The 25,650-nt window shown below is 39.4% G+C and carries 19 protein-coding genes and 2 pseudogenes; 4 read left to right on the forward strand and 17 right to left on the reverse strand.

Annotated features, from left to right (window positions below; all coding sequences use genetic code 11):
- The first annotated feature begins 77 nt into the window (after positions 1-77).
- Positions 78-2,844 (forward strand): annotated as a pseudogene (locus P4S65_RS02010) (prolyl oligopeptidase family serine peptidase).
- Positions 2,845-3,134: 290 nt separating this feature from the next.
- On the opposite strand, the gene P4S65_RS02015 reads toward P4S65_RS02010, so the two are convergent.
- The 5 genes from P4S65_RS02015 to rplU form a co-directional block, all read right to left on the reverse strand.
- Complete coding sequence (locus tag P4S65_RS02015; RefSeq protein WP_337119483.1) at positions 3,135-3,509, reverse strand: DUF3718 domain-containing protein; 375 nt, start codon at positions 3,507-3,509, stop codon at positions 3,135-3,137.
- Between the two features lie 78 nt (positions 3,510-3,587).
- Entirely contained in the window at positions 3,588-4,079 is a 492-nt protein-coding gene (gene folA / locus P4S65_RS02020) for a type 3 dihydrofolate reductase (protein WP_008136828.1), read from the reverse strand.
- 72 nt (positions 4,080-4,151) lie between these two features.
- Positions 4,152-5,309, reverse strand: coding sequence for an Obg family GTPase CgtA (gene cgtA, locus P4S65_RS02025; protein ID WP_007378734.1), 1,158 nt, complete (start codon positions 5,307-5,309; stop codon positions 4,152-4,154).
- Between the two features lie 141 nt (positions 5,310-5,450).
- Positions 5,451-5,708 (reverse strand): 50S ribosomal protein L27, encoded by a 258-nt coding sequence (gene rpmA / locus P4S65_RS02030; RefSeq protein ID WP_002957747.1) that lies wholly within the window; start codon positions 5,706-5,708, stop codon positions 5,451-5,453.
- 16 nt (positions 5,709-5,724) lie between these two features.
- On the reverse strand, positions 5,725-6,036 hold the full coding sequence (gene rplU / locus P4S65_RS02035; protein WP_002957748.1) for a 50S ribosomal protein L21: 312 nt from the start codon (positions 6,034-6,036) through the stop codon (positions 5,725-5,727).
- A 422-nt stretch (positions 6,037-6,458) separates the two neighbouring features.
- On the opposite strand from rplU, the gene ispB reads away from it, so the two are divergent.
- Positions 6,459-7,430 (forward strand): octaprenyl diphosphate synthase, encoded by a 972-nt coding sequence (ispB, locus tag P4S65_RS02040; RefSeq protein WP_182695569.1) that lies wholly within the window; start codon positions 6,459-6,461, stop codon positions 7,428-7,430.
- Positions 7,431-7,514: 84 nt separating this feature from the next.
- Here the strand turns inward: ispB and mdh are convergent, their stop codons facing one another.
- A complete protein-coding gene (mdh, locus tag P4S65_RS02045) occupies positions 7,515-8,447 on the reverse strand; it encodes a malate dehydrogenase (RefSeq protein ID WP_002957751.1) in 933 nt (310 codons plus the stop codon).
- A gap of 225 nt (positions 8,448-8,672) precedes the next feature.
- On the opposite strand from mdh, the gene argR reads away from it, so the two are divergent.
- Entirely contained in the window at positions 8,673-9,140 is a 468-nt protein-coding gene (gene argR / locus P4S65_RS02050; protein WP_006794541.1) for a transcriptional regulator ArgR, read from the forward strand.
- Between the two features lie 13 nt (positions 9,141-9,153).
- Here the strand turns inward: argR and P4S65_RS02055 are convergent, their stop codons facing one another.
- The 4 genes and pseudogenes from P4S65_RS02055 to P4S65_RS02070 all read right to left on the reverse strand — a co-directional run bounded on the left by P4S65_RS02055 (position 9,154) and on the right by P4S65_RS02070 (position 13,786).
- Positions 9,154-10,053: a Dyp-type peroxidase gene (locus tag P4S65_RS02055; protein ID WP_096793808.1), complete on the reverse strand. Its 900-nt coding sequence runs from the start codon at positions 10,051-10,053 to the stop codon at positions 9,154-9,156.
- Between the two features lie 48 nt (positions 10,054-10,101).
- Positions 10,102-11,151 (reverse strand): ABC transporter ATP-binding protein, encoded by a 1,050-nt coding sequence (locus P4S65_RS02060; RefSeq protein WP_033038668.1) that lies wholly within the window; start codon positions 11,149-11,151, stop codon positions 10,102-10,104.
- Positions 11,152-12,782: pseudogene (locus tag P4S65_RS02065) on the reverse strand (ABC transporter permease). It abuts the gene before it with no gap.
- Positions 12,782-13,786 (reverse strand): extracellular solute-binding protein, encoded by a 1,005-nt coding sequence (locus tag P4S65_RS02070; protein ID WP_096793811.1) that lies wholly within the window; start codon positions 13,784-13,786, stop codon positions 12,782-12,784. The pseudogene P4S65_RS02065 and the gene P4S65_RS02070 overlap by 1 nt, the downstream one beginning before the upstream one ends.
- 854 nt (positions 13,787-14,640) lie before the next feature.
- On the opposite strand from P4S65_RS02070, the gene P4S65_RS02075 reads away from it, so the two are divergent.
- Complete coding sequence (locus P4S65_RS02075) at positions 14,641-15,054, forward strand: hypothetical protein (RefSeq protein ID WP_337119484.1); 414 nt, start codon at positions 14,641-14,643, stop codon at positions 15,052-15,054.
- 108 nt (positions 15,055-15,162) lie between these two features.
- On the opposite strand, the gene P4S65_RS02080 is transcribed toward P4S65_RS02075, so the two are convergent.
- The 7 genes from P4S65_RS02080 to ampD all read right to left on the reverse strand — a co-directional run bounded on the left by P4S65_RS02080 (position 15,163) and on the right by ampD (position 25,061).
- Complete coding sequence (locus P4S65_RS02080; protein WP_007378727.1) at positions 15,163-15,849, reverse strand: tRNA-uridine aminocarboxypropyltransferase; 687 nt, start codon at positions 15,847-15,849, stop codon at positions 15,163-15,165.
- Between the two features lie 324 nt (positions 15,850-16,173).
- Complete coding sequence (gene lpdA / locus P4S65_RS02085; protein WP_007378726.1) at positions 16,174-17,598, reverse strand: dihydrolipoyl dehydrogenase; 1,425 nt, start codon at positions 17,596-17,598, stop codon at positions 16,174-16,176.
- 205 nt (positions 17,599-17,803) lie between these two features.
- Positions 17,804-19,723, reverse strand: a complete 1,920-nt coding sequence (gene aceF / locus P4S65_RS02090; protein ID WP_337119485.1) for a pyruvate dehydrogenase complex dihydrolipoyllysine-residue acetyltransferase — start codon at positions 19,721-19,723, stop codon at positions 17,804-17,806.
- Between the two features lie 10 nt (positions 19,724-19,733).
- On the reverse strand, positions 19,734-22,400 hold the full coding sequence (gene aceE / locus P4S65_RS02095; RefSeq protein ID WP_337119486.1) for a pyruvate dehydrogenase (acetyl-transferring), homodimeric type: 2,667 nt from the start codon (positions 22,398-22,400) through the stop codon (positions 19,734-19,736).
- An 88-nt stretch (positions 22,401-22,488) separates the two neighbouring features.
- Positions 22,489-23,238: a pyruvate dehydrogenase complex transcriptional repressor PdhR gene (gene pdhR / locus P4S65_RS02100; RefSeq protein WP_002957764.1), complete on the reverse strand. Its 750-nt coding sequence runs from the start codon at positions 23,236-23,238 to the stop codon at positions 22,489-22,491.
- A 403-nt stretch (positions 23,239-23,641) separates the two neighbouring features.
- Entirely contained in the window at positions 23,642-24,493 is an 852-nt protein-coding gene (gene ampE, locus P4S65_RS02105; RefSeq protein WP_337119487.1) for a beta-lactamase regulator AmpE, read from the reverse strand.
- A 13-nt stretch (positions 24,494-24,506) separates the two neighbouring features.
- Positions 24,507-25,061: a 1,6-anhydro-N-acetylmuramyl-L-alanine amidase AmpD gene (gene ampD, locus P4S65_RS02110; RefSeq protein WP_337119488.1), complete on the reverse strand. Its 555-nt coding sequence runs from the start codon at positions 25,059-25,061 to the stop codon at positions 24,507-24,509.
- Between the last annotated feature and the right edge of the window lie 589 nt (positions 25,062-25,650).

A 25,650-nucleotide genomic window follows, 5' to 3' on the forward strand; every position in this document is an offset into this window, starting at 1 on the left:
CTGCCATTTATCTGATCCGCTCGAATTATGAACCAAACTCGTTACAATGAAACAATGTCATAATACGAGAATCAATAATGAAAACAAAACTCACCTTATTAAGCACGGCACTCATTGCCAGCTTAACTAGCACCGGCATACACGCCAAAGAATCGCTACAATTTAAAGACGTATTTAGTTTTAAATCAGCTAAAAGCACGCAACTATCTGACAATGGCCAAGTACTCACTTTTAGTGCAACGCCGTATCGTGGAAATGCAACTGGCCAAGTTTACTCACTACAAAGCAATACACTCATCGCAGAAGTAGAACGCGGTACAAAGCCTCATATTAATAAAGCCGCTAACTGGGTCGCTTTTACACAAGTACCTACCTTACTTGAAAAAGAAACAACCAAAAAAAGACACACTTAAAAACAATCTGGTACTCGTAAACACACAATCAGGTGCTCAACAAAGCTTTGCTGATGTAAAAGATTACACGTTATCTGATGATGGTATGTGGCTTGCTTATCGTTTAAATAAAAAAGACGATGACGCAAAAGTAGAAGATAAATCCGATAGCACTAAAAACGAAGAAGACAACGCTATCACGCCCGATAAAAAAGATAAGAGCTATCCACTTGTTATCGTAAATTTATCTGATAAACGCAGCCATACAATAGAAAACGTATTTAGCTACGCAATTAACTCAGCTAACAGCCAGCTATTAGTGAGTCAAAGTTACAGCGACGGTAATAACAACCAAATAGCGTTAATTGAGCTAAGTGACTTTAATAGCAGTGCATTAATTGATGAACCGGGCGTAATCGCAAATAAAATAGCGTGGCACCCAACTGACAATATTGCAGCGTTTACATTGGGTAACTATGTAAATGATGACACCCGCCGTCGAAGCTACACTTTACAGCTATATAAAAACGAGAAGCTTGCAACTATAGATTCACCTAATAAAGCATGGACCCTAGGTAAAACAGCCACCCTTGAATGGTCAGAAAATGGCGAGCGCTTATATTTTGAAAACCATCCAAAATTAGCAGCTAAAGTAAAAGCCAAAGAATATACCGACGAAGCCTCATTGTACGACTTTGATACCATACGTGAACATAAAGGTTTAGATGTATGGCACAACAACGATGCGCAAATAAAACCGCGTGAAGAACAGCAATGGAACGAAGTTAATAAAAACCGCCATTACAGCGCGGTATATCACGTTAACTCGCAAAAAGTGGTACAGCTCAGTACCACTAATATGCCTGAGGTTGCACTAAACCCTCAGCGAGATGTATCTTTACTTGGCTCATCTAACATCCCCTACCTAGAAAAAATAATGTACGGCGGTTTTTTTGCTGATTACTTTGCAGTAAATATAAACACCGGTAAACAAACTCCCATTATTAGTAACTATCCGTTTAGACCAAGCCTTGCACCAAACGGTGAATTTGCAGCTTATTTTAACGATAGCCAAATACAGCTAAAAGATTTAAAAAATAATAAAGTAACGCCGCTTACAAAAGCGATTCAGGCAACCTTTGCAGATGATAAACACGACTACCCGTCTACTCAGCCTGGTTATGGTTTTGCTGGCTGGATGACCGATAGCAGCCAAATACTTGCTTACAGTAAATACGATATTTGGGCATTTGACGTAAAAACGCAGCAAGCTAAACGCCTAACTAATGGTAAGCAAAGCAATACGCAGTACCGTGTTATTAAGCTTGATAAAACCCAAGTGGGCTTTAAAAAAGACGATACATTACTTGTCTCTGCTATTAACTTACAAACTAAACAAAGCGAAGTTGCAAAACTCGACTTAACCACTAACACAATAACCAAAGTACTTAGTGGTAATAAACGCTTTGATGTAGTTAAAAAAGCCAAAAAAGCTGACAAGTACTTATTCACTTCGCAAACTTATAGCCAATTTCCTGATTACTACCAAACAGATTTTAGCTTTAGTGCACCAAAACAAGTGACCACTCTAAACCCACAAATTAATAATTTTGCCTGGGGCGAAAAGCCAGAACTAATAAGCTATAAAGGCTTTGATGGCGAAGACTTACAAGGCGTACTAATAAAACCAGCGGGATATAAAAAAGGCGATAAAGTACCTGTAGTTGTGTATTTTTACCGTTACATGAGCCAGCGTATGTATGACTTTCCAAAAATGGAATTAAACCATCGCCCTAATTTCCCTCTGTTTACTTCAAACGGTTATGCTGTATTTTTACCTGATATTCGTTTTGAAATAGGTCACCCGGGTAAATCGTCAACACAAACAATGATTAACGCCACTCAAAAGCTTATTGATTTAGGTATAGCTGATAAAAATAAAATTGGCTTACAAGGGCACTCATGGGCAGGTTATCAAAGTGCGTTTATGATAACCCAAACAGATATGTTCAAAGCGGTTGTATCAGGTGCACCAGTATCAAACATGACCAGTGCTTATAGCGGCATTCGATTAAAATCGGGTCTTGCTCGTCAATTCCAATACGAAACAGGGCAAAGCCGTATAGGTAAAAACTTATTTGAAGCCCCTGAACTTTATATAGAAAATTCACCTGTATTTTTTGCAGACAAAGTGAATACGCCTATTTTGATAATGTCTGGTGATAAAGATGATGCCGTACCTTGGCATGAAAGCGTCCAGTATTATTTAGCACTTCGTCGTGCAGGAAAGAACGCTACCTTCTTGCAGTACGAAGGCGAACCGCATCATTTGAAAAAGTTTCCTAATCAGGTCGATTTTTCAGTGCGTATGATGCAGTATTTTGATCATTACTTAAAAGGTAAACCTGCTGCTAAATGGATGGTGGAAGGTGAGGCCTTTATTAAAGAGTAGTACCAACCAGCATAAATCTTTGATCAATTTAACGAATTAAATTGCACTATAACGTCGTTAAAAATTTTTTATTTAAAACACTAGATACAAAAATTTTTGCCTAGTTCTAGCGTAATTTTCTTAACGTTAAATAGACCCCATATATAAGCAGATTGGTATAAGATAATTACCCTTTCAATAAAAAGCCGATATTACATAGTAATATCGGCTTTTTATTGAAAAATCACAGTTACGTGATTTTTAATTACAAAAAAACCGCGTATAAAACGCGGCTTTTAAATGCTTTTTAATTACAGACCAGCACGGTCTTTAATTACAGCAATAAGTGGTGAACCAGCATGGTTACCTTCAGCCCAAGCGATATCTGCGCCATCAGCTAATGAACTTTTTGAAAGGTTTTTAACAATGTATTCACCAGTATCTATTGCGTTGCTTGCAACTGCATGGCGTAATAAGTTATTACCATTACATTGTATTGCATCGTAGATATTACGAATTTTTACACGAGAACTTTTAAGTTTACTACGTAAACGGTTTTTATCGTCCGCTGCTATATACTCGCAAATAGATACAGCTAATTGATCTTCAGCGTTTGCAGGCGCTACATACGAAAATGAACCTACTGCAATAGCAGTAACAATAACTAGCTTTGGTAATTTAAACATGAAAAACCCTTTATGGTACTTTTTACCTATGTTGATTGGTTAATATTGTACCAACACACGTAGATTTTCGCAATAATGTTATTGAATTTTATATAAAGTTACGAATTTATAACTAGATTTGTTTTTATTATCAGGCTGCATACTTAACTCTTCTTTAAGCTCCCATTTAGCTATTTTTTGATAATCTGGGAATTGTGTATCGCCTTCTACATCTAAATCTATAAACGTTAAATATAAGCGATCTGCACGCTCTAAAAACTGCTGATAAATATTTCCACCACCAATGATCATTACTTCTTCAGCGTCAGAAACTAAATTCAATGCAGCCTCTGGTGTTGCTACCGTTTCAATTCCATCAGCTTGATACCCAAGATTACGAGTAATAATAATATTACGTCGCCCAGGCAGAGGACGTCCGATAGATTCAAAAGTTTTACGACCCATAATTACAGGCTTACCTGTAGTCACTTTTTTAAAATGCTGAAGATCTGCAGGTAAATGCCATGGCATTTTATTATCTAGGCCAATTACACGGTTATTTGCCATTGCTGCAATCATTGAAATTATCATATTAAATACCTAGTACTTTATTTTTAAACAAAGAAAAAGGAGCATAAGCTCCTTTTTATAAATTCTATTTAATTAGCGCTCGTAGACAACTTCTACGTCGTAATCATCTTCATCCCAGTCGTCCCAATCATCATCATTGCCTTTACCTTTAGTGGCTTTTTCATGATAGGTATCCCACTTGAATTCAATCTCTTCATCTTCAACCTGTACAAACTTCTCTTTAGGCATGCTATCGAGCAGTGTCATTATGTTGTGAATTAAAGGTTGAGTATTGAGTTTATTAATCGCTGAAATGTGATAAATATTTTCAGTTTCGCCCAGTTCTTCTGCAATAGCTTCACATAACGCTTTTGCTTCGTCCTCTGGTAATAAGTCTATTTTATTAAAAACTAACCAACGTGGCTTTTCAGCTAATTTAGGGCTGTATTGATGTAGCTCGTTAATAATCGAGAATGCATTATCAACAGGGTTTGAACCATCTACCGGCATTACATCAATAATGTGTAATAACACACGACAACGCTCTAAATGCTTCAAGAAGCGGATGCCTAAGCCTGCACCATCAGATGCACCTTCAATTAAGCCTGGTATGTCAGCTATTACAAATGATTTATTCGCTTCTGGACGCACTACGCCCAAATTAGGAATAAGCGTTGTAAACGGGTAATCAGCTACTTTAGGCCTTGCTGCTGATACACTACGGATAAACGTAGATTTACCTGCGTTAGGAAGCCCTAGTAAGCCTACATCCGCTAATAGTAGCAACTCTAATTTTAAATTACGTACTTCGCCTTCAGTACCCAAGGTTTTTTGACGAGGTGCTCGGTTAGTACTTGATTTAAAACGTGCATTCCCCAAGCCGTGGAAACCACCTTTTGCAACCAAAATACGTTGACCATGTTGCGTTAAATCACCAAGTCCCTCTTGGGTATCAACATCCATGATACGTGTGCCTACAGGCACCATAACAAATAAGTCATCGGCTTTTCGGCCTGTACAGTTACGGCTACGACCGTTAGTACCACGTTCAGCTCTATGGAAACGCTCAAACTGATAATCAATGAGGGTATTTAAGTTTTCATCAGCTTGTAGATAAACACTACCACCGTCTCCACCGTCACCGCCGTCTGGTCCACCATCTGGAACATATTTTTCACGACGGAAAGACACGATGCCGCTGCCACCGTCTCCAGCTTCTGCGCGAATTTCTACTTCATCTACAAACTTCATGATTACTCACTTTAGGGATTGGCTTGTTAATTTAACTATTATATACCGAAGCCAAGCTGATTGCAGGCTTGGCTTGGGTATATATTTTTTTCTTAAAACAAAAAACCCCGCAAAGGCGGGGTTTTTTAACTACCTTACTGATTACTCAGTTACGATAGTTACGTATTTACGGTTTAAAGGACCTTTCTGTTCAAACTGAACTTTACCATCTGCTTTTGCGAAGATAGTGTGGTCTTTACCGATACCTACGTTTGTACCAGGGTGGAAACGAGTTCCACGCTGACGAACAATGATGCTACCCGCTAGAACTGATTCGCCACCAAAACGCTTAACACCTAAGCGTTTGCTTTCTGAATCGCGACCGTTACGAGTACTACCAGCTGCTTTTTTATGTGCCATTTCTAAGTACCTCTAATTAAGCGCTAATGCTAGTGATTTTAACTTCAGTGAACCATTGACGATGGCCCATTTGCTTACGAGAATGCTTACGGCGTCTAAATTTAACAACCTTAATCTTCTCACCGCGACCATGTGAAACAACCTCAGCTGTTATCTTGCCACCGTTTACGAACGGTACACCGATCTCGATTTTCTCACCATCAGCAACTAAAAGTACTGAATCAAATTCTACTGCCGCACCAGTTTCAACGTCTAATTTTTCAAGACGAATCGTTTGACCTTCAGTCACACGATGCTGTTTACCACCACTTTGGAAAACCGCGTACATAATTAACTCCGTCTGTGCACCCTCAAATCGGTGCAACTAAAATATTCTTCGATAGGGCGCGAAGTTTACGCTAACGCGAAATAACTAGCAAGCCTATTTTGTAATTAAAATGAATAAAAAGTAGCTGCATTGAGAGTAATTCAATATTTCCCCCAGTTTATATTAATTGACCCTTTTGCCAAGTGCTTTTTAGCTGTTAAGCGAAATAAGTTAATGCGCTTAAATAGAGCTCTCGCTGTATAATATCTAAGCGCGACTCATATTGCATATTGGTTATCTATTAATCAGTTATCTCAACCAATTAAGCTCTTATTCAGTACTTTAATAGTGTTTTTTCAATCAATCGTCACAAAATATCGAGCTAGTGCATTTTTTGTTGTACAATCTGCGCCGTTCACACATAAAAATTGGCTCGGAGATCAATGGATATAAAAGCTATCCAGGCGTTAATCGAAAGCGATATGAATGACGTCAATCAACTTATACATGCGCAAATGCGCTCAGATGTGGCGTTAGTTAATCAGCTTGGTTTATATATAGTTAGCAGTGGCGGCAAACGTGTTCGTCCAATGCTCGCAATTTTAGCAGCCAAGGCGCTCGGTTATCAGGGTAAAGATCACATAACACTTGCAACAATTGTTGAGTTTATTCATACAGCAACGCTATTACATGATGATGTTGTAGATGAATCAAACTTACGACGTGGCACGCCTACTGCAAATGCTGAATTTGGTAATGCTGCTAGCGTATTGGTTGGTGACTTTATTTACACTCGCTCATTTCAGCTTATGGTTGGCCTTGGAAAAATGCAGGTTATGCAAGTACTTGCCGATGCAACAAACATTATTGCTGAAGGTGAAGTATTGCAGCTAATGAACTGCAATGACCCAGATACGACTGAAGCCAGCTATATGCAGGTTATTTACTCTAAAACGGCTAAATTATTTGAAGCAGCTACAGGCCTTGCTGCCATTATTACTGAGCAAGACCAAGCGACACTCGACGCATTAAACTTATACGGTATGCATTTAGGCACCGCGTTTCAGTTAGTGGATGATGTACTCGATTACAATGCGGATGCTGAGCAGCTAGGTAAAAACATTGGCGATGATTTAGCTGAAGGCAAACCAACCCTTCCGCTTATTTATGCTATGCAACATGGTAGCGAGCAGCAAACGCAACTTATTCGTGATGCAATAGAGCACAGTAATGGTATGGAGCATTTAGAAGAAATTTTAACTGCACTAAAACAAACTAATGCGCTTGAGTTTACAATGCAAAAAGCAGAGCTTGAGGCCGAAAAAGCCATTGCCTGTTTAGACTTTTTAGCTGAGTCTGACTATAAGCAAGCACTTATAAGCCTTGCCCGTATTGCGGTTGACCGCGACCACTAGTTTTAACTAGTTACACAGTGTGACATTAATTCTGAGCAATAAAAAGCCTGCAAATGCAGGCTTTTTTGTTGCTTAAACCGGCTATTACGCCATGAAATCAACACCTTCTTTAATGTCTTTTTTCAGAGTTTCAAGCATGTCATTTTTTGCTTTTGTTTCAAATGCGCTTAGTTCGCCGTAAGAAAGAATTTCTTCTACGCCGTTTTTACCTAAACGTACTGGATGTGCAAAGTACTCTGCATCGCCATTTTCAACAGCAACGTAAGCGTAATCTACAACTTCTTCACCTTGTAGGCCTTTAACTAAAGACATACAAAAACGCGCTGCAGCAGCACCCATAGATAGCGTAGCTGAACCACCGCCTGCTTTAGCATTTACAACTTCAGTACCCGCATTTTGAATACGTGGAGTAAGTGCAGCAACTTCTTCATCTGTGAAAGAAACACCTTCAACTTGAGAAAGTAGAGGCAGAATCGTTGTGCCTGAGTGACCACCAATTACTGGTACTTTTACAGTTGCTACGTCTACGCCTTTAAGTTCAGCAACAAATGCTTCTGAACGAATAACGTCAAGCGTAGTAATACCGAATACGCGTTTAGCGTCGTAAGTACCTGCTTTTTTGAATACTTCAGCAACAATTGGAACTGTGCCGTTTACTGGGTTAGTAATAATACCTACTAACGCTTTAGGACAGCTGGCAACAATGCCTTCTGCTAACGTTTTGATGATGCCAGCATTTACATTGAATAAATCAGCACGATCCATACCTGGTTTACGTGGCATACCCGCTGGGATAAGAACGATGTCAGAACCTTCAAGCGCTTTATTTAAATCGTCTGCGCCAAAGCCTGCAACTTTAACATCTGTTGGGATGTGAGAAAGGTCAACCGCAACACCTGGTACTACTGGTGCAACATCATAAAGTGATAATTCAGAGCCAGCTGGTAAGCCTGTTTTTAATAATAAAGACAACGCTTGGCCGATACCGCCTGCAGCACCTAATACAGCAACTTTCATTGGAATTCTCCGTCATTTGAGGTAGGAAATATTTGTGGCTCTTAAGATAATGAAATTAGCGACTAAAAACAAATTTATCCTGTCTATTTCAAGTATATTTTCGACCATAGTCGTAAACTTTTGTGATTTAACGCATCAAACTGGCAAGTTAACTAAACAACTGCTGCATAATTATTCATTATTGTGTAGAATTTGCAGCATAAATAACAAAAATGAATAAAGGCTATGCAACCACAAGATAAACAAGAAGCACTGGTAAAAGCATTTAAATCGCTTTTAAAAGAAGAAAACTTTGGCTCTCAAGGCGAAATAGTTGATGCGTTAAAAGAGCAAGGCTTTGACAATATAAGCCAAAGTAAAGTATCACGCATGTTAAGTAAGTTTGGCGCTGTACGCACACGTAATGCCAAACAAGAAATGGTTTACTGCTTACCTGCTGAAATGGGTGTACCTACGGCTAAAAGCCCATTACGCCAATTAGTAATCGACATTATGCACAACGAAATGATGATCATCATTCGTACCAGCCCAGGTGCGGCTCAGCTTATTGCACGTTTATTAGATTCATTAGGTAAAGCAGATGGCGTACTAGGAACTATTGCCGGCGATGACACTATTTTTATCGCCCCGGCTAAAATATCTGAAATAGACGTGACGCTTGAACGCGTTCGCATTTTATTTGATACGGTTTGATTATTAATCGTAATTAAATCTGTTTTAAAAATCCGACCGAAGGTGCAAAAAAAGCAGAACCCATATCGGCTTGAGTAAAATCAAGCCAGTGGTCGTAACAATCACCTTCGCCTAAACGGCTTTTAAGTATTTTTTCGAACGCGGTTCCTTTACATGCACATGTAATTGATAACATTCCCTGCTCATACACATCGCCATAAGGCATGCTTTGATTTAATAGTAGCGGTTGCCCGTCTTCATCTTTTAGCTCACTACGCGAAGCATGGCTGGTTTCGATCGCGGGGGTAATTAGTGTGTTATCAAGGCGCGTACGACCCATTATTTGCTCTTGCTCACTTAATGATAAATGCTGCCACACAGTTAAGTCATGCTTATAACGTTGTACATGAATATAACTTCCTTGATCTTCAAAGCTACCCGGTTTATTTATTAGTGCCGTCGCACGCTTTTTTCTACCATGAGCAGAATCGCCACCATAAATAAAGCCATTAAAGTCTCGTCCATCTAAAAAGCGAAAATTACGAACCTGCTCTACCAGCTCTACATCAGGAGCAAATAACTTTAATACTTGCAGGGCAAATAAATGGTTAACGTCTTCACGGTCAGAGCGAATTTGCACAAACAAATCACACGGTTGCACGCTCATTTGGTGATCGCTGTGATTTATATTAGGAAAGCTCTGTAATTCGCTTGGAATGTACTCCGGAAGGATATGTGGCCAATATTGCGCACCAATAGCGACCATACAAGAGAGCATTGATTCTGAAAACTGATCGCTAAATTCTTCTTCAATAGCGCTTACTTGCTTTAGTTTTACGCGTAGCGATTCATCTTGACCATCAAACACATTAAAAAATAAGTGCAAACCGTGTAAGTTTGCTTCAGCACAAATCCCTGATTGCGCTTGCGCCATTGTTATTCCTTAGTTTTATAGATAAAAACACAGCGAATAACAAATTAATTATGATTCGAAAAAGTTCACCGTGTGAGGTTTTATTTTTATTATAACCTGTTCATTTTTTTCAAATGATTGGTCATATTGTGCAGCAACTTCAACTTCTTGCTCAGCAATAACGACTGTGTAAACATACGCTGAACCAATAAAGCGACTACTTAATATTGTAGCTCGTTCACAGTGCCTGTCACATAGATTATCACTTACCAATTCAATCTGGTGAGGACGAACATATATTTTACCTACACTCGCTCTATGCTCATGTCCAATATATGATTTAACTAAGCCGAACGGTGTATTATATTCAGTTGTCGTTAATACTTCTGCCTCTAAGTATATGCCTTGACCCAGAAACTCTGCAACCTCCTTTGAGCTTGGGGCTGCAAAAAGCTGTTCTGGCGTGCCTTGTTGCGCAATTTTACCGCGATGCATAATGGCAAGTGTATCGGAAAAGGCAAATGCCTCTTCTTTTGAGTGCGTAACAAATACAGCAGAGACTTGTGTTGCCTTAATAATTCGACGTATATCGGCGATTAGCTCAAAGCGTACTTGTGTATCAATGTTTGAAAAAGGCTCATCAAGCAATAACAAACTAGGTTTATAAGCTAATGCGCGAGCAATCGCTACGCGTTGCTGCTGACCACCCGATAACTGATGAGGAAATCTATCGGCACAGCCAATTAAATGAACAAGCTTAAGCATTTCATCAACACGATGCTGCTTTTGGGCTTTACTCATTTTACTAAGCCCAAATGCGATATTATTTGCCACCGTTAAATGCGGAAACAATGCATAGTCTTGAAACATCATGCCGATGTTACGATGCTCAGGTGAGACAAATGATTGCTCATTACTCACTAATTTACCGTCTATAAAAATAGACCCTTGCTTGGCTTCAATTAAACCTGCAATGGCTTTTAATGTGGTTGTTTTACCGCAACCACTTGCACCGAGCAGACAAACAATTTCATCTTTGCCCACTGTTAAATCTAAATCGTGAATAACCTTTGTGCCGTTATAGTGATAGCTCACGCCTTGTAAAATTAAACTACTCATTTAACTACGTTGCTCCATAGAACGATTAATAAGATACAAAGGAATAAACCCGACAATAACAATAAATAATGCCGAAATTGAAGCAAGCTCTAACTGCTCGTCACTCACATACTGAAATACATGAGTTGCTAAGCTTTCAAAATTAAACGGTCTGAGCAATAACGCCGCAGGTAGCTCTTTCATGCACTCAATAAACACCAGTAATGCCGCCGTAAGTAGTCCACGGCGTAATAAAGGTAGATGTATTAAACGCAATGTTTGCCCTTGGCTTTTACCCATTGATTGACTTGCCATATCGAGTGATGGGCTAATGCGTAAAAACTCGATTCTATCGCTCCGTGTGCGATGGCATAAAACCTAACAATGTAAGCAATAATAATAGTAAGAATACTGCCTGTAAGCAGTAAACCTATATCTAAATTATATGGTTCGAGCGCTTCATTGATGGTGTTTTCTAATAATGTAAGTGGTAATAAAACAGCAATAGCGAGCACTGTACCAGGCAATGCATAGCCCGTACTGGCTAAACGCCCAGGAATAAGCGGATACGTTTGCTTTGCAACACGCTGATAAAAAACCACAAAAATACTCAACGTAATGGTTATTACACTCACTATCCCTGCTACTTTTAAACTTTGCCAAGCATAGCTAAAAAACTCAATGTTCCACGCTTTATCAAAGTAGGTAATTGCGTAGTTTACGAGTACTGCAATGGGAATTAAAAAAGCGATAAGTAAAATAAAGCCACAAAATGCAGTTGCTAGCCAAGCCGACTTTCCTTTTAATACATAGAGAGATTCGCTATTTACACTTGATTGGCGCTCAAATACCGCTTGGTTACGGCGGCTAAAGCGTTCTGCCATTAATGCCAAAAATAAAAGTAAGAGCATTACACCCGATATTTTAGCGGCCGCTGTAAGCGAATAATAACCAAACCATGTATCGTATACGGCGGTCGTTAATGTGCTCACGGCAAAATAGCTGACGGTTGCAAAGTCAGCCATAGTTTCCATACTAATGAGTGCAAGAGCCGCAACAATTGCGCCGCGAGAGAGCACCAAACTTACTTTAAAAAAACTTTGTTTAGGAGATAGCCCCATTAATTGACTAGCTTGTACTAATTTGAATGACTGTTCGCGAAGGGCTGTTTTAAAAATTAAAAATAAATACGGGTAAAGTACCAAGGCAATCATAACGATAGCGCCAGGTAGTGTACGTATATCAAAAAACCAATAGTCACTAGGTGATTGCCAGCCAAACCATTTTCTAAGTGCTATTTGCACAGGGCCCGCATAGTCTAATAAATCAGTGTATACATAGGCAATAATATAGGTAGGCATAGCAAGGGGCAACATAAGTGCCCATTCAAACTGCTTTTTACCAGGAAAACTACAGTAAGCAGTAAGCCAACCGAGTGGCAGCGCAATAGCACAGCTAAGCACACAAACGCCTAAAACCAGCAACACAGTATTAGTAATGTAATCCCAAAGCACTGTATCCCAAAGATGAGAAAACACCTCAGAGTTACCTTGCAGAGATTCAAAAAGAAGAAAAAACAACGGGGCCGACAGAATCAAACCCGTCGACCACGCAAAGAGCTGCCATTTAGACAGCTTAAATTTATAAGTCATTAAAGATCGAACTTCACCTCATCAATCAGCTTAAGCGCTAACGGACGATATTTACTGATCTCATCGAGTGGCAAGCTGTCTTCCTTAAAGCTCCCCCAAGACGCAACCAAACTGGATAATTGCACACCTGGCTTAACTGGATACTCCATATTTAGTGAGGCATACATGTTTTGTGCTTTATTGTCGGTCATATACTCTATGAGTTTCAAGGCATTTTCAGGATTTTTAGCGAACTTAGTAATAACCGCACCCGATACATTTATGTGCGAGCCACGATTAATTTGGTTCGGGAAATTAATATTTACCGCTTCCGCCCAACCTTTTTGTTCTTTATCTTGCAACATTTTTCCAAGGTAATAACTATTACCTAACGCTAAATTGCACAAACCTTCTTTAACAGCTTTAACTTGAGCACGGTCGTTACCTTGGGGTTTGCGCGCTAAATTAGCTTTGACGCCTTCAAGCCATGTTTTAGTATCAGCCTTACCATGGTGAGCTATCATTGATGCAACAAGCCCCAAATTATAAGGATGCTTACCCGAACGAGTGCAAATTTGCCCTTTATATTTAGGATCAGCCAACTCTTCATAAGTTAGGTTTGGTAACGCACCTACTCGCTCTTTTGATGAATAAACATTACGTACACGCTTTGTTAGCGCAACCCACTGGCCTTCGCCATCACGAAATGCTGCAGGCACATTATCATTTACGCTGTCACTTTTAATAGTTTGCGTTAACTTTAAATCTTCTAATTGAATAAGTGCACTAAAGTTAGAAGTTAGTACTAAGTCGGCTTTGCTATGTTTTCCCTCGCGCTTAACACGTTCAATTAATCCTTTTTTAGCAAAAACAACATTCGTTTGGATGCCGGTTTGTTTTGTAAAATCATCCAAAATTGGCTGTATTAAAAACGGTTGGCGAAAAGAGTAAATATTAACGACGTCGTTTGCAAAGGCTGGCGCCGATACTATTAATCCTAAAGTGATAGCGAGTGTCTTCATTATTCCACCTAAATAATAATTATTATCAAATAATTCTACCGTGAACAGTTAAAAAGTGCACACCTTAAATAGCTGTAAGTAGGTAAAAGGTGTCTAAAACAGAAATGTCATGTAAGACATCTCTCACGGATGTGACAGCTAATGAGTAAAAAGCAACATATAAAACAAGCATTAGTTAAATAACTAATTGAAAATAAAGCATTAATAAACTTTAGCTATTGCATAAATACTAATTAAATATGGTTTCAGCCCTATTTAAGTTGCTCCATTCACCTATAATTTACCCATCAACCAAGCAGTGATGCTTATCGATTAAATACAAGCAAATTATTTATTCGACCAACCAATGATTAGGTTACCAAGGAAATACGGATTTTAGGACAGGCTCAGGATGAGTAACACAATGGAATGTTGTAAAAATGGATAGCATCAGGAAGGTGCGAAAGGGATAACAACAAGGGTTTAAGTTGTTTGACAGGATGTTTAAGGAATAGATGGACAGGCCTTTTAGGCAACACAATGGATTGATTAATACACGGATGCACTAGGAAGTGCAATGGAAGGATTTGGTAATAGTATTTACCTTACAGGATGTTCAGGAATTAAAGGAGACAGGCCCGGATAGCCTAGATTACATAGAACTAAAAAGTAATATTGTAATAACATGGATTAGTAAAAATTGGAGTTGATTAAGTTCAATTGCAGGATGCAGAAAATTAGAAGATTCCGCAAGCGCGCCTAGAGATAGAGCGCGCTTTTATTTGCATAGGTAATTAAGTCAAACATATTAATAATAGAGGAAATAGCAATCTCATCAGCTTCAGAGCACAATTTATATGAAGGAACATAAATAGTTTATGGATATAAATTTTAAATCGAGTAAAAACGTCTCCACACTTAATAGCCCAGTAAATAGCACAGCAGAGTATATTTGTATTTTTACGGCTCCTACCCCAAAAGAAAATCCTTATTCTGCTTTGTTTAATCCAGAAGGATACGATTTTTCTAACATGTCTATGAGTGAGTTTAAAACGATACTCAACGTTATTATTCAATTAGAAAGTGATATCAGAACAACCCAAAGAGGTGAAACCGCCCGTGATGACGAATTTAGTTATCAATTAAATAAGCTAGCAAATGCAATAGGCCGCACAAATTTTAATGGTAAAGTTAATATTAATATTAATAAGTATTTTTTAAAAAGAGTAGAAGAAGCAAAAAAATGGAAAGCAGTGACTTCCATTCATTTAGCCAAGTGCATACAAGTATGAATCAACTATATGAAACAGTTGTAAAGTTAACATCTGAAGAAAGTTTTACAGCACTTCAAAATAAAGCGATAACTTACTTAGAATACACGAGCAAACAATCGGCTTAAGTTAGCTCTGATCAGACTCAGGCCTGCCTTTATTACGTTTACCTAATAAATACGCATCGCGAAACTTTATAAAATGTTGCTCAAGCTTTGTTGATGCATCCATTTCGCCCGCAAGGGCTAACACCATAATAGCCACTTCAGCAGTGCCTAGTTGATGCGCATGAGGGGCTACACGTAATCGGTAATCAGATAATTTATCAGCAGTAACAGAAAGCACTGGCAGGTTATCTAAATAGGGACTTTTACGAATCATTTTCTTTGCTTCTCGCCACGTACCATCTAAAAATATAAATAGCGGCTTTTTACCTAATTCAATACTCACTTCGGTAATAGCTCTGCCCTCTTCTACATCTTCAGCAGGAAACACGACCATTGGCTGATACTGCGAATCATTTATTAAAGCTAAAAGCGCTGGGTTAGGATCTGTTCTGTCCCATCTAAAAGCGTGATTATCAGGCACTATTTCAGCAATTAAACGTCCGGTATTTGAAGGTTTAAAGCTTTCATTATGGTACATCAATAAACAGACTGCAGCCGTACAATCAGCCTGTTCAACACCTTTACAAATACAGTAGTGCTTAGCTATTAAGCATTGCTCACAGCGATCTAATTTACCGCCTCGAGCATTAAACTCTCGACGGGATTCACTTATTTGTTGAGCGCGTAATGCTAAAACTGAGTTTTTCACTGTATTTACCTTCAATTAATTAAGCGCGCATTGTAACGACTTATTGTTATTTAATCTTATATTTATAGCCATACCAACCTGCATAAATCTTTGATCAATTTAACGAATTAAATTGCACTATAACTTCGTTAAAAATTTTTTATTTAGAACAACTAGATACAAAAACTTTTGCCTAGTTCTAGCGTAATTTTCTTAACGCTAAATAGACCCCATATATAAACAGATTGGTATCATTGAATTAATTCAACATCTCTTAAATTAAAAACCAGACATAAAAAAACCCAACCTAAGTTGGGTTTTTCAAACAAATGCTAAAGAGTTAAATTACTTCTTTTTAACTGCTTTTTTGTTTGGTAGGTCAGTGATCGAACCTTCAAAAATTTCAGCTGCAAGGCCGATTGATTCGTTCAATGTTGGGTGAGCATGAATTGTAAGCGCTAAGTCTTCACCATCAGCACCCATTTCAATACCTAAACCGATTTCGCCAAGCATTTCGCCCGCGTTAATACCGATCATAGCACCACCGATTATACGGCCACTTTCTTTATCAAAGATAAGTTTAGTAGAACCTTCAGTACGAGCAGATGCAATTGCACGACCAGATGCTGCCCACGGGAATACCGCAGTTTCAACTTTTAAGCCTTGCTCTTTTGCTTCTTTCTCAGTAACACCTACCCAAGCGATTTCTGGGTCTGTGTACGCTATTGAAGGAATACATTTAGGGTCGAAGAAATGCTTCTGACCAGAAATAACTTCTGCAGCAACATGACCTTCATGAACCGCTTTATGCGCAAGCATTGGCTGGCCAACTAAGTCGCCGATTGCAAAAATATGGCTTACATTAGTACGTAATTGCTTATCAACATTAATAAAGCCACGTTCATCAACGTTTACGCCCGCTTTTTCAGCATCAAGTAAGTTACCGTTTGGAGTACGGCCAACTGCAACAAGTACTTTGTCGTAACGTACAGGTTCTGCTGGTGCGTTTTTACCTTCAAACGTTACGTATAAGCCGTCTTCTTTAGCTTCAACACCAACAACTTTAGTTGAAAGCATTACGTTGAATTTTTTGCTTACGTATTTTTGGTAAATTTTGATAATGTCTTTATCAGCTGCTGGTACTAATTGATCAGCAAATTCTACAACATCAATTGCAGAACCTAGCGCACGGTATACCGTACCCATTTCAAGACCGATAATACCACCACCAAGTACAAGTAATTTTTCTGGTACGTCTTTAAGCTCTAGTGCACCAGTTGAATCAATTACACGGTCATCTTGTGGGATGAAAGGTAAGTTAACTGGTTTAGAGCCTGCTGCAATAATCGCGTTATCAAACGTGATAGTTGTAGCGCCGTCTGCGCCTTCAACTACTAAAGTATTGCTGCCAGTGAATTTGCCGTATCCAGATACAACTTTCACTTTACGCATTTTGGCCATGCCTTCTAGTCCACCAGTTAACTGGCCAACTACAGAATCTTTCCAAGTACGAACTTGGTCAAGATCGATTTTTGGTGCGCCAAAAGTAACACCGTGAGATGACATTTCAGCTGCGTCATCAATCACTTTAGCTACGTGTAAAAGTGCTTTAGAAGGAATACAACCAACATTAAGACATACGCCACCTAATGTTTCGCGAGATTCTACTAATGTAACTTCTAAGCCCAAGTCAGCAGCACGGAAAGCCGCAGAATAACCACCAGGACCACCGCCTAGTACAACAACTTGAGTTTTTAATTCGTTGCTCATGCTTTTACCTTAATTGTTTGAACGGGACACTGCCCTAAAATTTAACTGCCATGTTTCTGCAAGGCAGAAAGAGTGAGCAGCGCACAAAGTGATGCAATTCGTACAAAGATTGTATCATTGCAAATGGTAAAAATCCCAGCTAAAAACAACTGGCTGGGATTCGATTCTATTTATTTTATTGCGTATACCAATTTTTCTAAACTGGTTACATCACCAACTGGCGAATATCGCTCATGTAACTTGCAAGGGTCACAGTAAAGCGTGCAGCTAATGCTCCGTCAATAACCCTATGGTCGTATGACATAGAAAGTGGAACCATTAGTTTAGGTTCAAACTCTTTACCATTCCATTTAGGTTTCATTTCAGATTTAGATACACCTAAAATAGCAACTTCTGGCGCATTAACAATCGGCGTAAATGCCGTACCGCCAATACCGCCAAGGCTAGAGATAGTAAAACAACCACCTTGCATATCAGACGATGTAAGCTTACCGTCACGGGCTTTAACAGATACTTCCATTAGTTCTCGTGATAATTCAATAATGCCTTTTTTATCAACATCTTTAAACACTGGCACTACTAAACCATTTGGCGTATCAACAGCAACACCAATGTTAATGTACTTCTTAAGAATTAAACTTTCGCCATCGTTAGACAGTGAAGAGTTAAATGTTGGGAAGTCTGCAAGTGCTTTAGCCGCTGCTTTCATCACAAACACAAGTGGTGTGATTTTAACACCCAGCTTTTTCTTCTCGCTAAGTGCATTTTGCTCTTTACGAAATACTTCAAGACTGGTGATATCAGCTTCGTCAAACTGTGTAACGTGTGGAATTTGTACCCAGTTACGGTGTAAGTTTTTGCCTGATAGCTTTTGAATGCGAGATAGTTTTTTCTCTTCAATTTCACCAAACTTAGCAAAATCTACTTTAGGCCATGGAATTAGACCAAGCTCGCTGCCACCAGCATTACTACCTGCTGATAATTGACCAGATTCAACTTGCTTAACCAGTGTTTTAACATAGTTTTGCACGTCTTCTTTAACCACACGGTTTTTACGACCAGTGCCTTTAACGTTAGCTAGGTTAATACCAAACTCACGCGCTAAACGGCGAACAACAGGTGATGCATGAGCATACGCGCTGTTTTCTGTGAAGCTTTCATTACTTGCTTTTGCAGGTGCTGCTTGAGCGGGAGCCGACTCTGTTTTAGCCGCAGCTGCAGGTGCTGATTTTTCAGCTGGTGCAGGTGCTGCTACTGGCGCGCTGCCTGCAACTTCAAATACAAAAATTAATGAGCCAGTCGATACTTTATCGCCAGCGGCTACTTTAATTTCTTTAACTGTACCTGCAAATGGAGCGGGTACTTCCATTGCAGCTTTGTCGCCTTCAACGTTTAAGATTGATTGATCTTCTGAAACCTCGTCGCCAACGGCAACCATAATTTCAGTTACTTCAACTTCATCGCCACCAATATCAGGTACATTAACTTCTTTAGTACTTGGTGCTGCGTTTGCTGTTGAGCTAGCTGCTGGCGCTTCTACAGGAGCCGACTCTTTAGCCGGTGCTGCAGATTCACTTCCTGCTACTTCAAAAACAAACACTAACGAGCCTGTTTTAACTGTATCGCCAGCGGCGACTTTAATTTCTTTAACCGTTCCAGCAAATGGTGCTGGCACTTCCATTGCAGCCTTGTCGCCTTCAACGTTTAAGATAGATTGCTCTTCTTCAACGGTGTCGCCAACAGCAACCATGATTTCAGTTACTTCAACTTCGTCATCGCCAATATCTGGTACGGTTACTTCTTTAGTCGAAGAACCTGTAGAAGCAGCAGGTGCTGCCTCTTCAGATTTAGCTGGAGCAGCGGCTGATGCATTAGTCGAGCCAGTGCCTTCACTCTCGCCTTCAAACAAAAATACTAAAGAGCCAGTTGTAACGGTGTCGCCAACGTTCACTTTAATCTCTTTCACTGTACCCGCTTGCGAAGCAGGTATTTCCATTGATGCTTTGTCGCCTTCAACATTTAATAGTGATTGGTCCACATCTACTTTGTCGCCAACGCTTACTAATATTTCGGTTACTTCTACTTCGTCGTCACCAATATCAGGTACTTTAATTTCAATACTCATTGCAAACCTCTTATGCGTACAGTGGGTTAAGTTTGTTAGTGTCGATGTTGAACTTTTTAAGTGCTTCAACAACTACTGACTTCTCAACTTCACCGCGTTTAGCAAGTTCAGATAACGTAGCAACAACAACGTAGCCCGCGTTAACTTCAAAGTGACGACGTAGGTTTTCACGGCTATCAGAACGACCGTAACCATCTGTACCTAGCACTTTGTAGTTGCTGCTTGGAATAAATGAACGCGCTTGTTCTGCGTAGTTTTTCATGTAATCCGTTGCTGCAACAGTCACAGAGTCGTTTAATACGCTTGTGATATATGCTGTTTTTTGCTCGCTTTCAGGGTTAAGCATGTTGAAACGTTCAACATCTTGACCTTCACGCGTTAATTCGTTGAAAGACGTTACAGAGAACACGTCAGACGCAATGCCATACTCTTCGCTTAGAATCGTAGCGGCTTTACGTACTTCAGTCATAATAGTACCTGAGCTTAATAGCTGTACGTTGGCTTTTTTACCTGCGTAACTTTCAAGCTTATAAACACCTTTACGAATACCTTCTTCAGCGCCTTCTGGCATAGCTGGCTGATGGTAGTTTTCGTTCATAAGCGTTAGGTAGTAGTAAATATTTTCTTGGTCATCACCGTACATACGACGAATACCGTCTTGTACAATAACAGCAACTTCAAACGCGTAAGTTGGGTCATAAGAAATACAGTTAGGAACCGTATTAGCAAGAATATGACTGTGACCATCTTCGTGTTGCAAGCCTTCACCATTTAGCGTTGTACGACCCGCAGTAGCACCTAATAAGAAACCACGTGCTTGTTGATCGCCCGCCATCCATGCCATGTCACCAACGCGTTGGAAACCAAACATAGAGTAGTAAATGTAGAATGGGATCATTGGCAAATCGTTAGTGCTGTATGAAGTTGCAGCAGCAACCCATGACGACATAGCACCTAACTCATTAATGCCTTCTTGCAGTACTTGACCTGAAGTCGCTTCTTTATAGTAAGAAACAATATCGCGATCCTGCGGCGTGTAGTTTTGGCCATGTGGGTTGTAAATACCAATTTGACGGAATAAACCTTCCATACCAAATGTACGCGCTTCATCGGCAATAATTGGTACGATGTTTTTACCAATGCCCTTATCTTTTAATAAGATATTAAGTGCACGAACAAAGCCCATAGTGGTAGAGATATCACGTTTTTGCTCTTCAAGTAGCGGCTTGAATGCGTCTACTTCTGGCAATGCTAGTTTTTCACTAAAACGTGGAATACGCTTAGGTGTGTAACCTTTAAGCTCATCACGACGCGCATGTAAGTATTTGTACTCAGGTGAACCTTCTTCAAGCTCTAGGTATGGTAATTCTTTTAATTGATCTTCAGATACTAAGTCATCAAGGCCAAGGCGTGAACGTAAATGTGCAACATGCGACATGTCCATTTTTTTCACTTGGTGCGCAATGTTTTTACCTTCAGCTGCTTCACCCATACCGTAACCTTTTACAGTTTTAGCAAGAATTACAGTTGGACGACCTTTTGTTTCTTCTGCTTTTTTAAATGCAGCAAATAGTTTTGACGATTCATGACCACCACGCTTAAGCGCGAAAATTTCGTCATCTGTCATGTCCGCAACAAGTGCAGCTGTTTCTGGGTAACGACCAAAGAAGTTTTCACGTACGTACGCGCCATCTTTCGCTTTATATGTTTGGTAATCACCATCCACAGTCTCGTTCATTAACTGTAGTAATTTACCCGTTGTGTCTTTAGCTAGAAGAATATCCCAACCGCTGCCCCACACTAGTTTAATTACGTTCCAGCCAGCGCCTTTAAACAAGCCCTCTAGCTCTTGAATAATTTTACCGTTACCCATAACTGGGCCGTCTAAGCGCTGTAAGTTACAGTTAACTAAATAACAAAGGTTATCTAGTTTTTCACGTGCAGCAAAAGAAATAGCACCCCGTGACTCTGGCTCATCCATTTCACCGTCACCTAAAAACGCGTATACACGCTGATTTTTAGTGTCTTTTAAGCCACGACCATCTAAGTATTTTAAGAAGCGTGCTTGGTAAATTGATGAAATAGGACCTAAGCCCATTGATACCGTAGGGAACTGCCAAAATTCAGGCATTAACTTAGGGTGTGGGTACGATGGTAAGCCTTCGCCATCAACTTCTTGACGGAAGTTATCTAGTTGTGCCGCCGATAAACGCCCTTCAACAAATGCACGTGCGTAAATACCTGGAGAAATATGACCTTGGTAATAAACTAAGTCACCACCGTCTACATCATTTGGTGCTTTAAAGAAGTGGTTAAAACACACTTCATAAAATGCAGCAGATGATTGGTAAGACGCCATATGGCCGCCTAAGTCGAGATCTTTTTTAGATGCACGTAGAACGATCATAATCGCGTTCCAACGGATAATTGAACGAATACGACGCTCAAGATTTACATCACCCGGGTAAGCAGGTTCTTGATCTACAGGAATAGTATTAACGTAGTTCGTGGTAATACCCGTTGGCATATCAACGCCGTCTAAACGGGCTTGCTCTAATACTTGCTCAAGTAAAAACTGAGCTCGTTCAACACCTTCTTCGCGCACAACTGATTCAAGAGCTTGTAACCACTCTTGTGTTTCTAGCGCGTCTACGTCAATTTTATTGACTTCAGACATATGGAGGTTTCCTTATGTTTAAAATACGAATATTGTTAATTTAATATCACAGCTACTTAATGTGTGTTCAAAGTAATTATGTACTAACTTAATTTTGTTTAGTGCGTCTTAAACTACGTTCAATTCGCGAATGTTCTTTGCCTGCTTCAAGCAATGCTTCTTCTATAAATGCTAAGTGCGCATTACTTGCTAAACGGGCTTGTTCTGGATTACCGTCAATAACGGCATCCATTAATAAACGCCTGTGTTGGGCTAATTGACTGCTAATATCTGACTTTTTTAATAGAACAGTTAAATTTTGCAGTACATTTTGCTCAAGCAGCGCTTTCATACCTCTAACTAAATGCAATAACACGACATTATGCGAAGCTTCAGCCACACTAAAGTGAAATGCATTAATTGCTTTTGCTTTTTGCTGTAAATCATCATTAACTAAGGCAATTTCATCAAAGCTTTGTTTTACTTTGCTAAAATCGTTGCTGGTCCCGCGCAGTGCTGCGTAGTAAGCAGCAATCCCTTCTAATGCATGACGAAATTCAAGTAAATCAAACTGCGACTCAGGGTGTTTACTAATCAAATCAAAAAGTGGATCAGTAAGCCCTTCTTCGAGCTGATTTTTTACAAACGTGCCGCCACCTTGGCGACGCGTAACTAAACCTTTCGCTTCTAACTTTTGAATTGCCTCTCGCAGTGACGGGCGAGACACTTCAAATTGCTTTGCTAGTTCACGCTCTGGTGGCAACTTTTCACCTGGTGCTAACGAGCCTTCAAGAATCATGTTCTCAAGTTGCTGTAAAATAACATCAGATAATTTTGCTGCTTTAATCTTTAAAGACATGAATCAACGTCCGCGTTGTATAAATACCAAGAGCCCACAAAACGGGGCTTTAAGTCGTATGATTTACCCAAAAGGTAAATTGGTCATACCAAAAATTTTCAATACGGTATCAAAAAGCCTAATAGCTGTCAATTTACAGTGTATTTATACGTTGGCAGTAGCGTAACGCATTTTGAACGAAGATTAAACAATGCGCAATTTACAAAAATTGTTATAACGTTAATAGGATGAAAACAATTGGTCTGACCAGATGGAATTAGAGTTTTAACTCTACTTTAATTGAGGGTTCGCTAACGAAAAAGCGATATCAAAAAATAAGTACGGAGGGTGGGATGCTGCACTTTATATAAATGCCCCACCACTCATTTTATTAAACGATTTTATAGAAGAGAACTCAGCGTTACTAAGACAGTCCGCCAAACAAGGTTAATAGCGCGATTAACACTAAATAAAATAATACATTACGTTTTACTAGCTTAATCATGCAGGTGGCTTCGTAAGTGCAACCATAATAACGTTTTTCTACTTGTTCAGCAGCTAATGCGGTATACGTCACAACTTTACGGTTAGGACTTGAAAAATCAAGCGCATAACGTAACCAGCAACTTGTGCCTTTATTAAAGTTACCTATTACTAAATAACCAAAGCTAGTAATACGCGCAGGTAACCAATCAAGCCAAAATAGTAGTTTATGTATGAGTTTAAAGCGCTTAGCAAAGATTACTTTATGATCCTCTCGTACTAAATCAGCTAAAGTACGTACCAGTGCATATAAAACCGCACCTGGAGCACCTAAAACAACAAACCAAAAAATAACCGCGCAGTAAAATCTAAAATTTACCCACGCCAATGTTTGCCCAAAAGTTTCACCGTTTTCTTGCGCTTCAGTACGTTTTTGCCCTATTTGTAGTGCATATAAAGATGCTGCAGTACCATCGTCGCGCGTTAACGCATTTAAATACGATTTATATAAAGCACGCTGCTTAGCACAACCAAAGCACACTAAAAGTACCGCGATGTTAATACCCAACTGCCACAATACAAAATCTGACAAACAATAAACTAGCGCTATAGCTATAACAGGGAGTGCAAGCCAAACTAAAAATCCCAGTGTTGAGCTAAATAAGCCCTTATCACCAAGTAATTTATTAGAGCGATTTAAATAACCATTTGCGTAATAACTTATTTGCCAATAATTAGACCGAGCACCTAGACGCTCAAGTATTAGTGCAATTATTATAGAAACCAAAATCATTGTAGTTACTCTCTTAGCTTGATTGCTCAAGCATATTTAAAAACAATTGCCAATTAAAGCTACTACCTGGGTCGGTTTTTCGCCCTGGAGCAATATCGCAGTGCCCCACAATACGTGAAGGCGTTATTTTTGGATAGCGCTGCATTATTGATTTGCTCAAAACAGCTAACGCATTATATTGCATTAAAGTATAAGGAGTGGTGTCAGTTCCTTCAAGCTCAATACCAATGCTAAAATTGTTACACGCCGCATGCCCTTCAAATTCAGATAAGCCAGCGTGCCATGCGCGCTTATTAAATGGCACGTATTGTAAAATATTCCCGGTGCGCTTAATAAAGCAATGGGCAGATACACGTAAACTCTTTAAGTCACTAAAACTCGGATGAGCATTACAGTTAATGCTACCCATAAATAACTCATCAACGAAAGGTGTACCAAACTGCCCTGCTGGCAATGATATATTGTGAATCACCAATAAAGAAATATCAGCCTCATCAGGGCGCTCATCAAAATGCGAACAAGGCCGCTGCACTACCGTACTTAAAACACCACTTAAATCTATTTTCATGATACGTTTGCTATATAAATATCAAGATATACATATCGCTGATGCTAAAGGATTTATTAAAACAATGATAGTAACAAGCGTGGTATAAAACCTCACCTACAACATACACCAAACCGTAGGTGCGAATTTACGCCCGCTCATGTAACGTAGCTTGGGTTTTTAAAAAGCGAGGTATAAAACCTCACCTACAACATACACCAAACCGTAGGTGCGAATTTACGTCCGCTCATGTAACTTGGCTTGGGTGTTTAAAAAGCGAGGTATAAAACCTCACCTACAAATAATTTAAACCCACACGTAGGTGCGAATTTATTTCGCGCTCATGTAAAGTAGCTTCTGAAATTAAAAGCGAGGTGTAAAACCTCACCTACAACATACATCAAACCGTAGGTGCGAATTTACGTCCGCTCATGTAACTTGGCTTGGGTGTTTAAAAAGCGAGGTATAAAACCTCACCTACAAATAATTTAAACCCACACGTAGGTGCGAATTTATTTCGCGCTCATGTAAAGTAGCTTCTGAAATTAAAAGCGAGGTGTAAAACCTCACCTACAACATACATCAAACCGTAGGTGCGAATTTACGTCCG

Origin of the sequence: Pseudoalteromonas sp. B131b (genome assembly GCF_037162545.1) — a bacterium.
In the GTDB taxonomy this organism is placed as follows: domain Bacteria; phylum Pseudomonadota; class Gammaproteobacteria; order Enterobacterales; family Alteromonadaceae; genus Pseudoalteromonas; species Pseudoalteromonas fuliginea.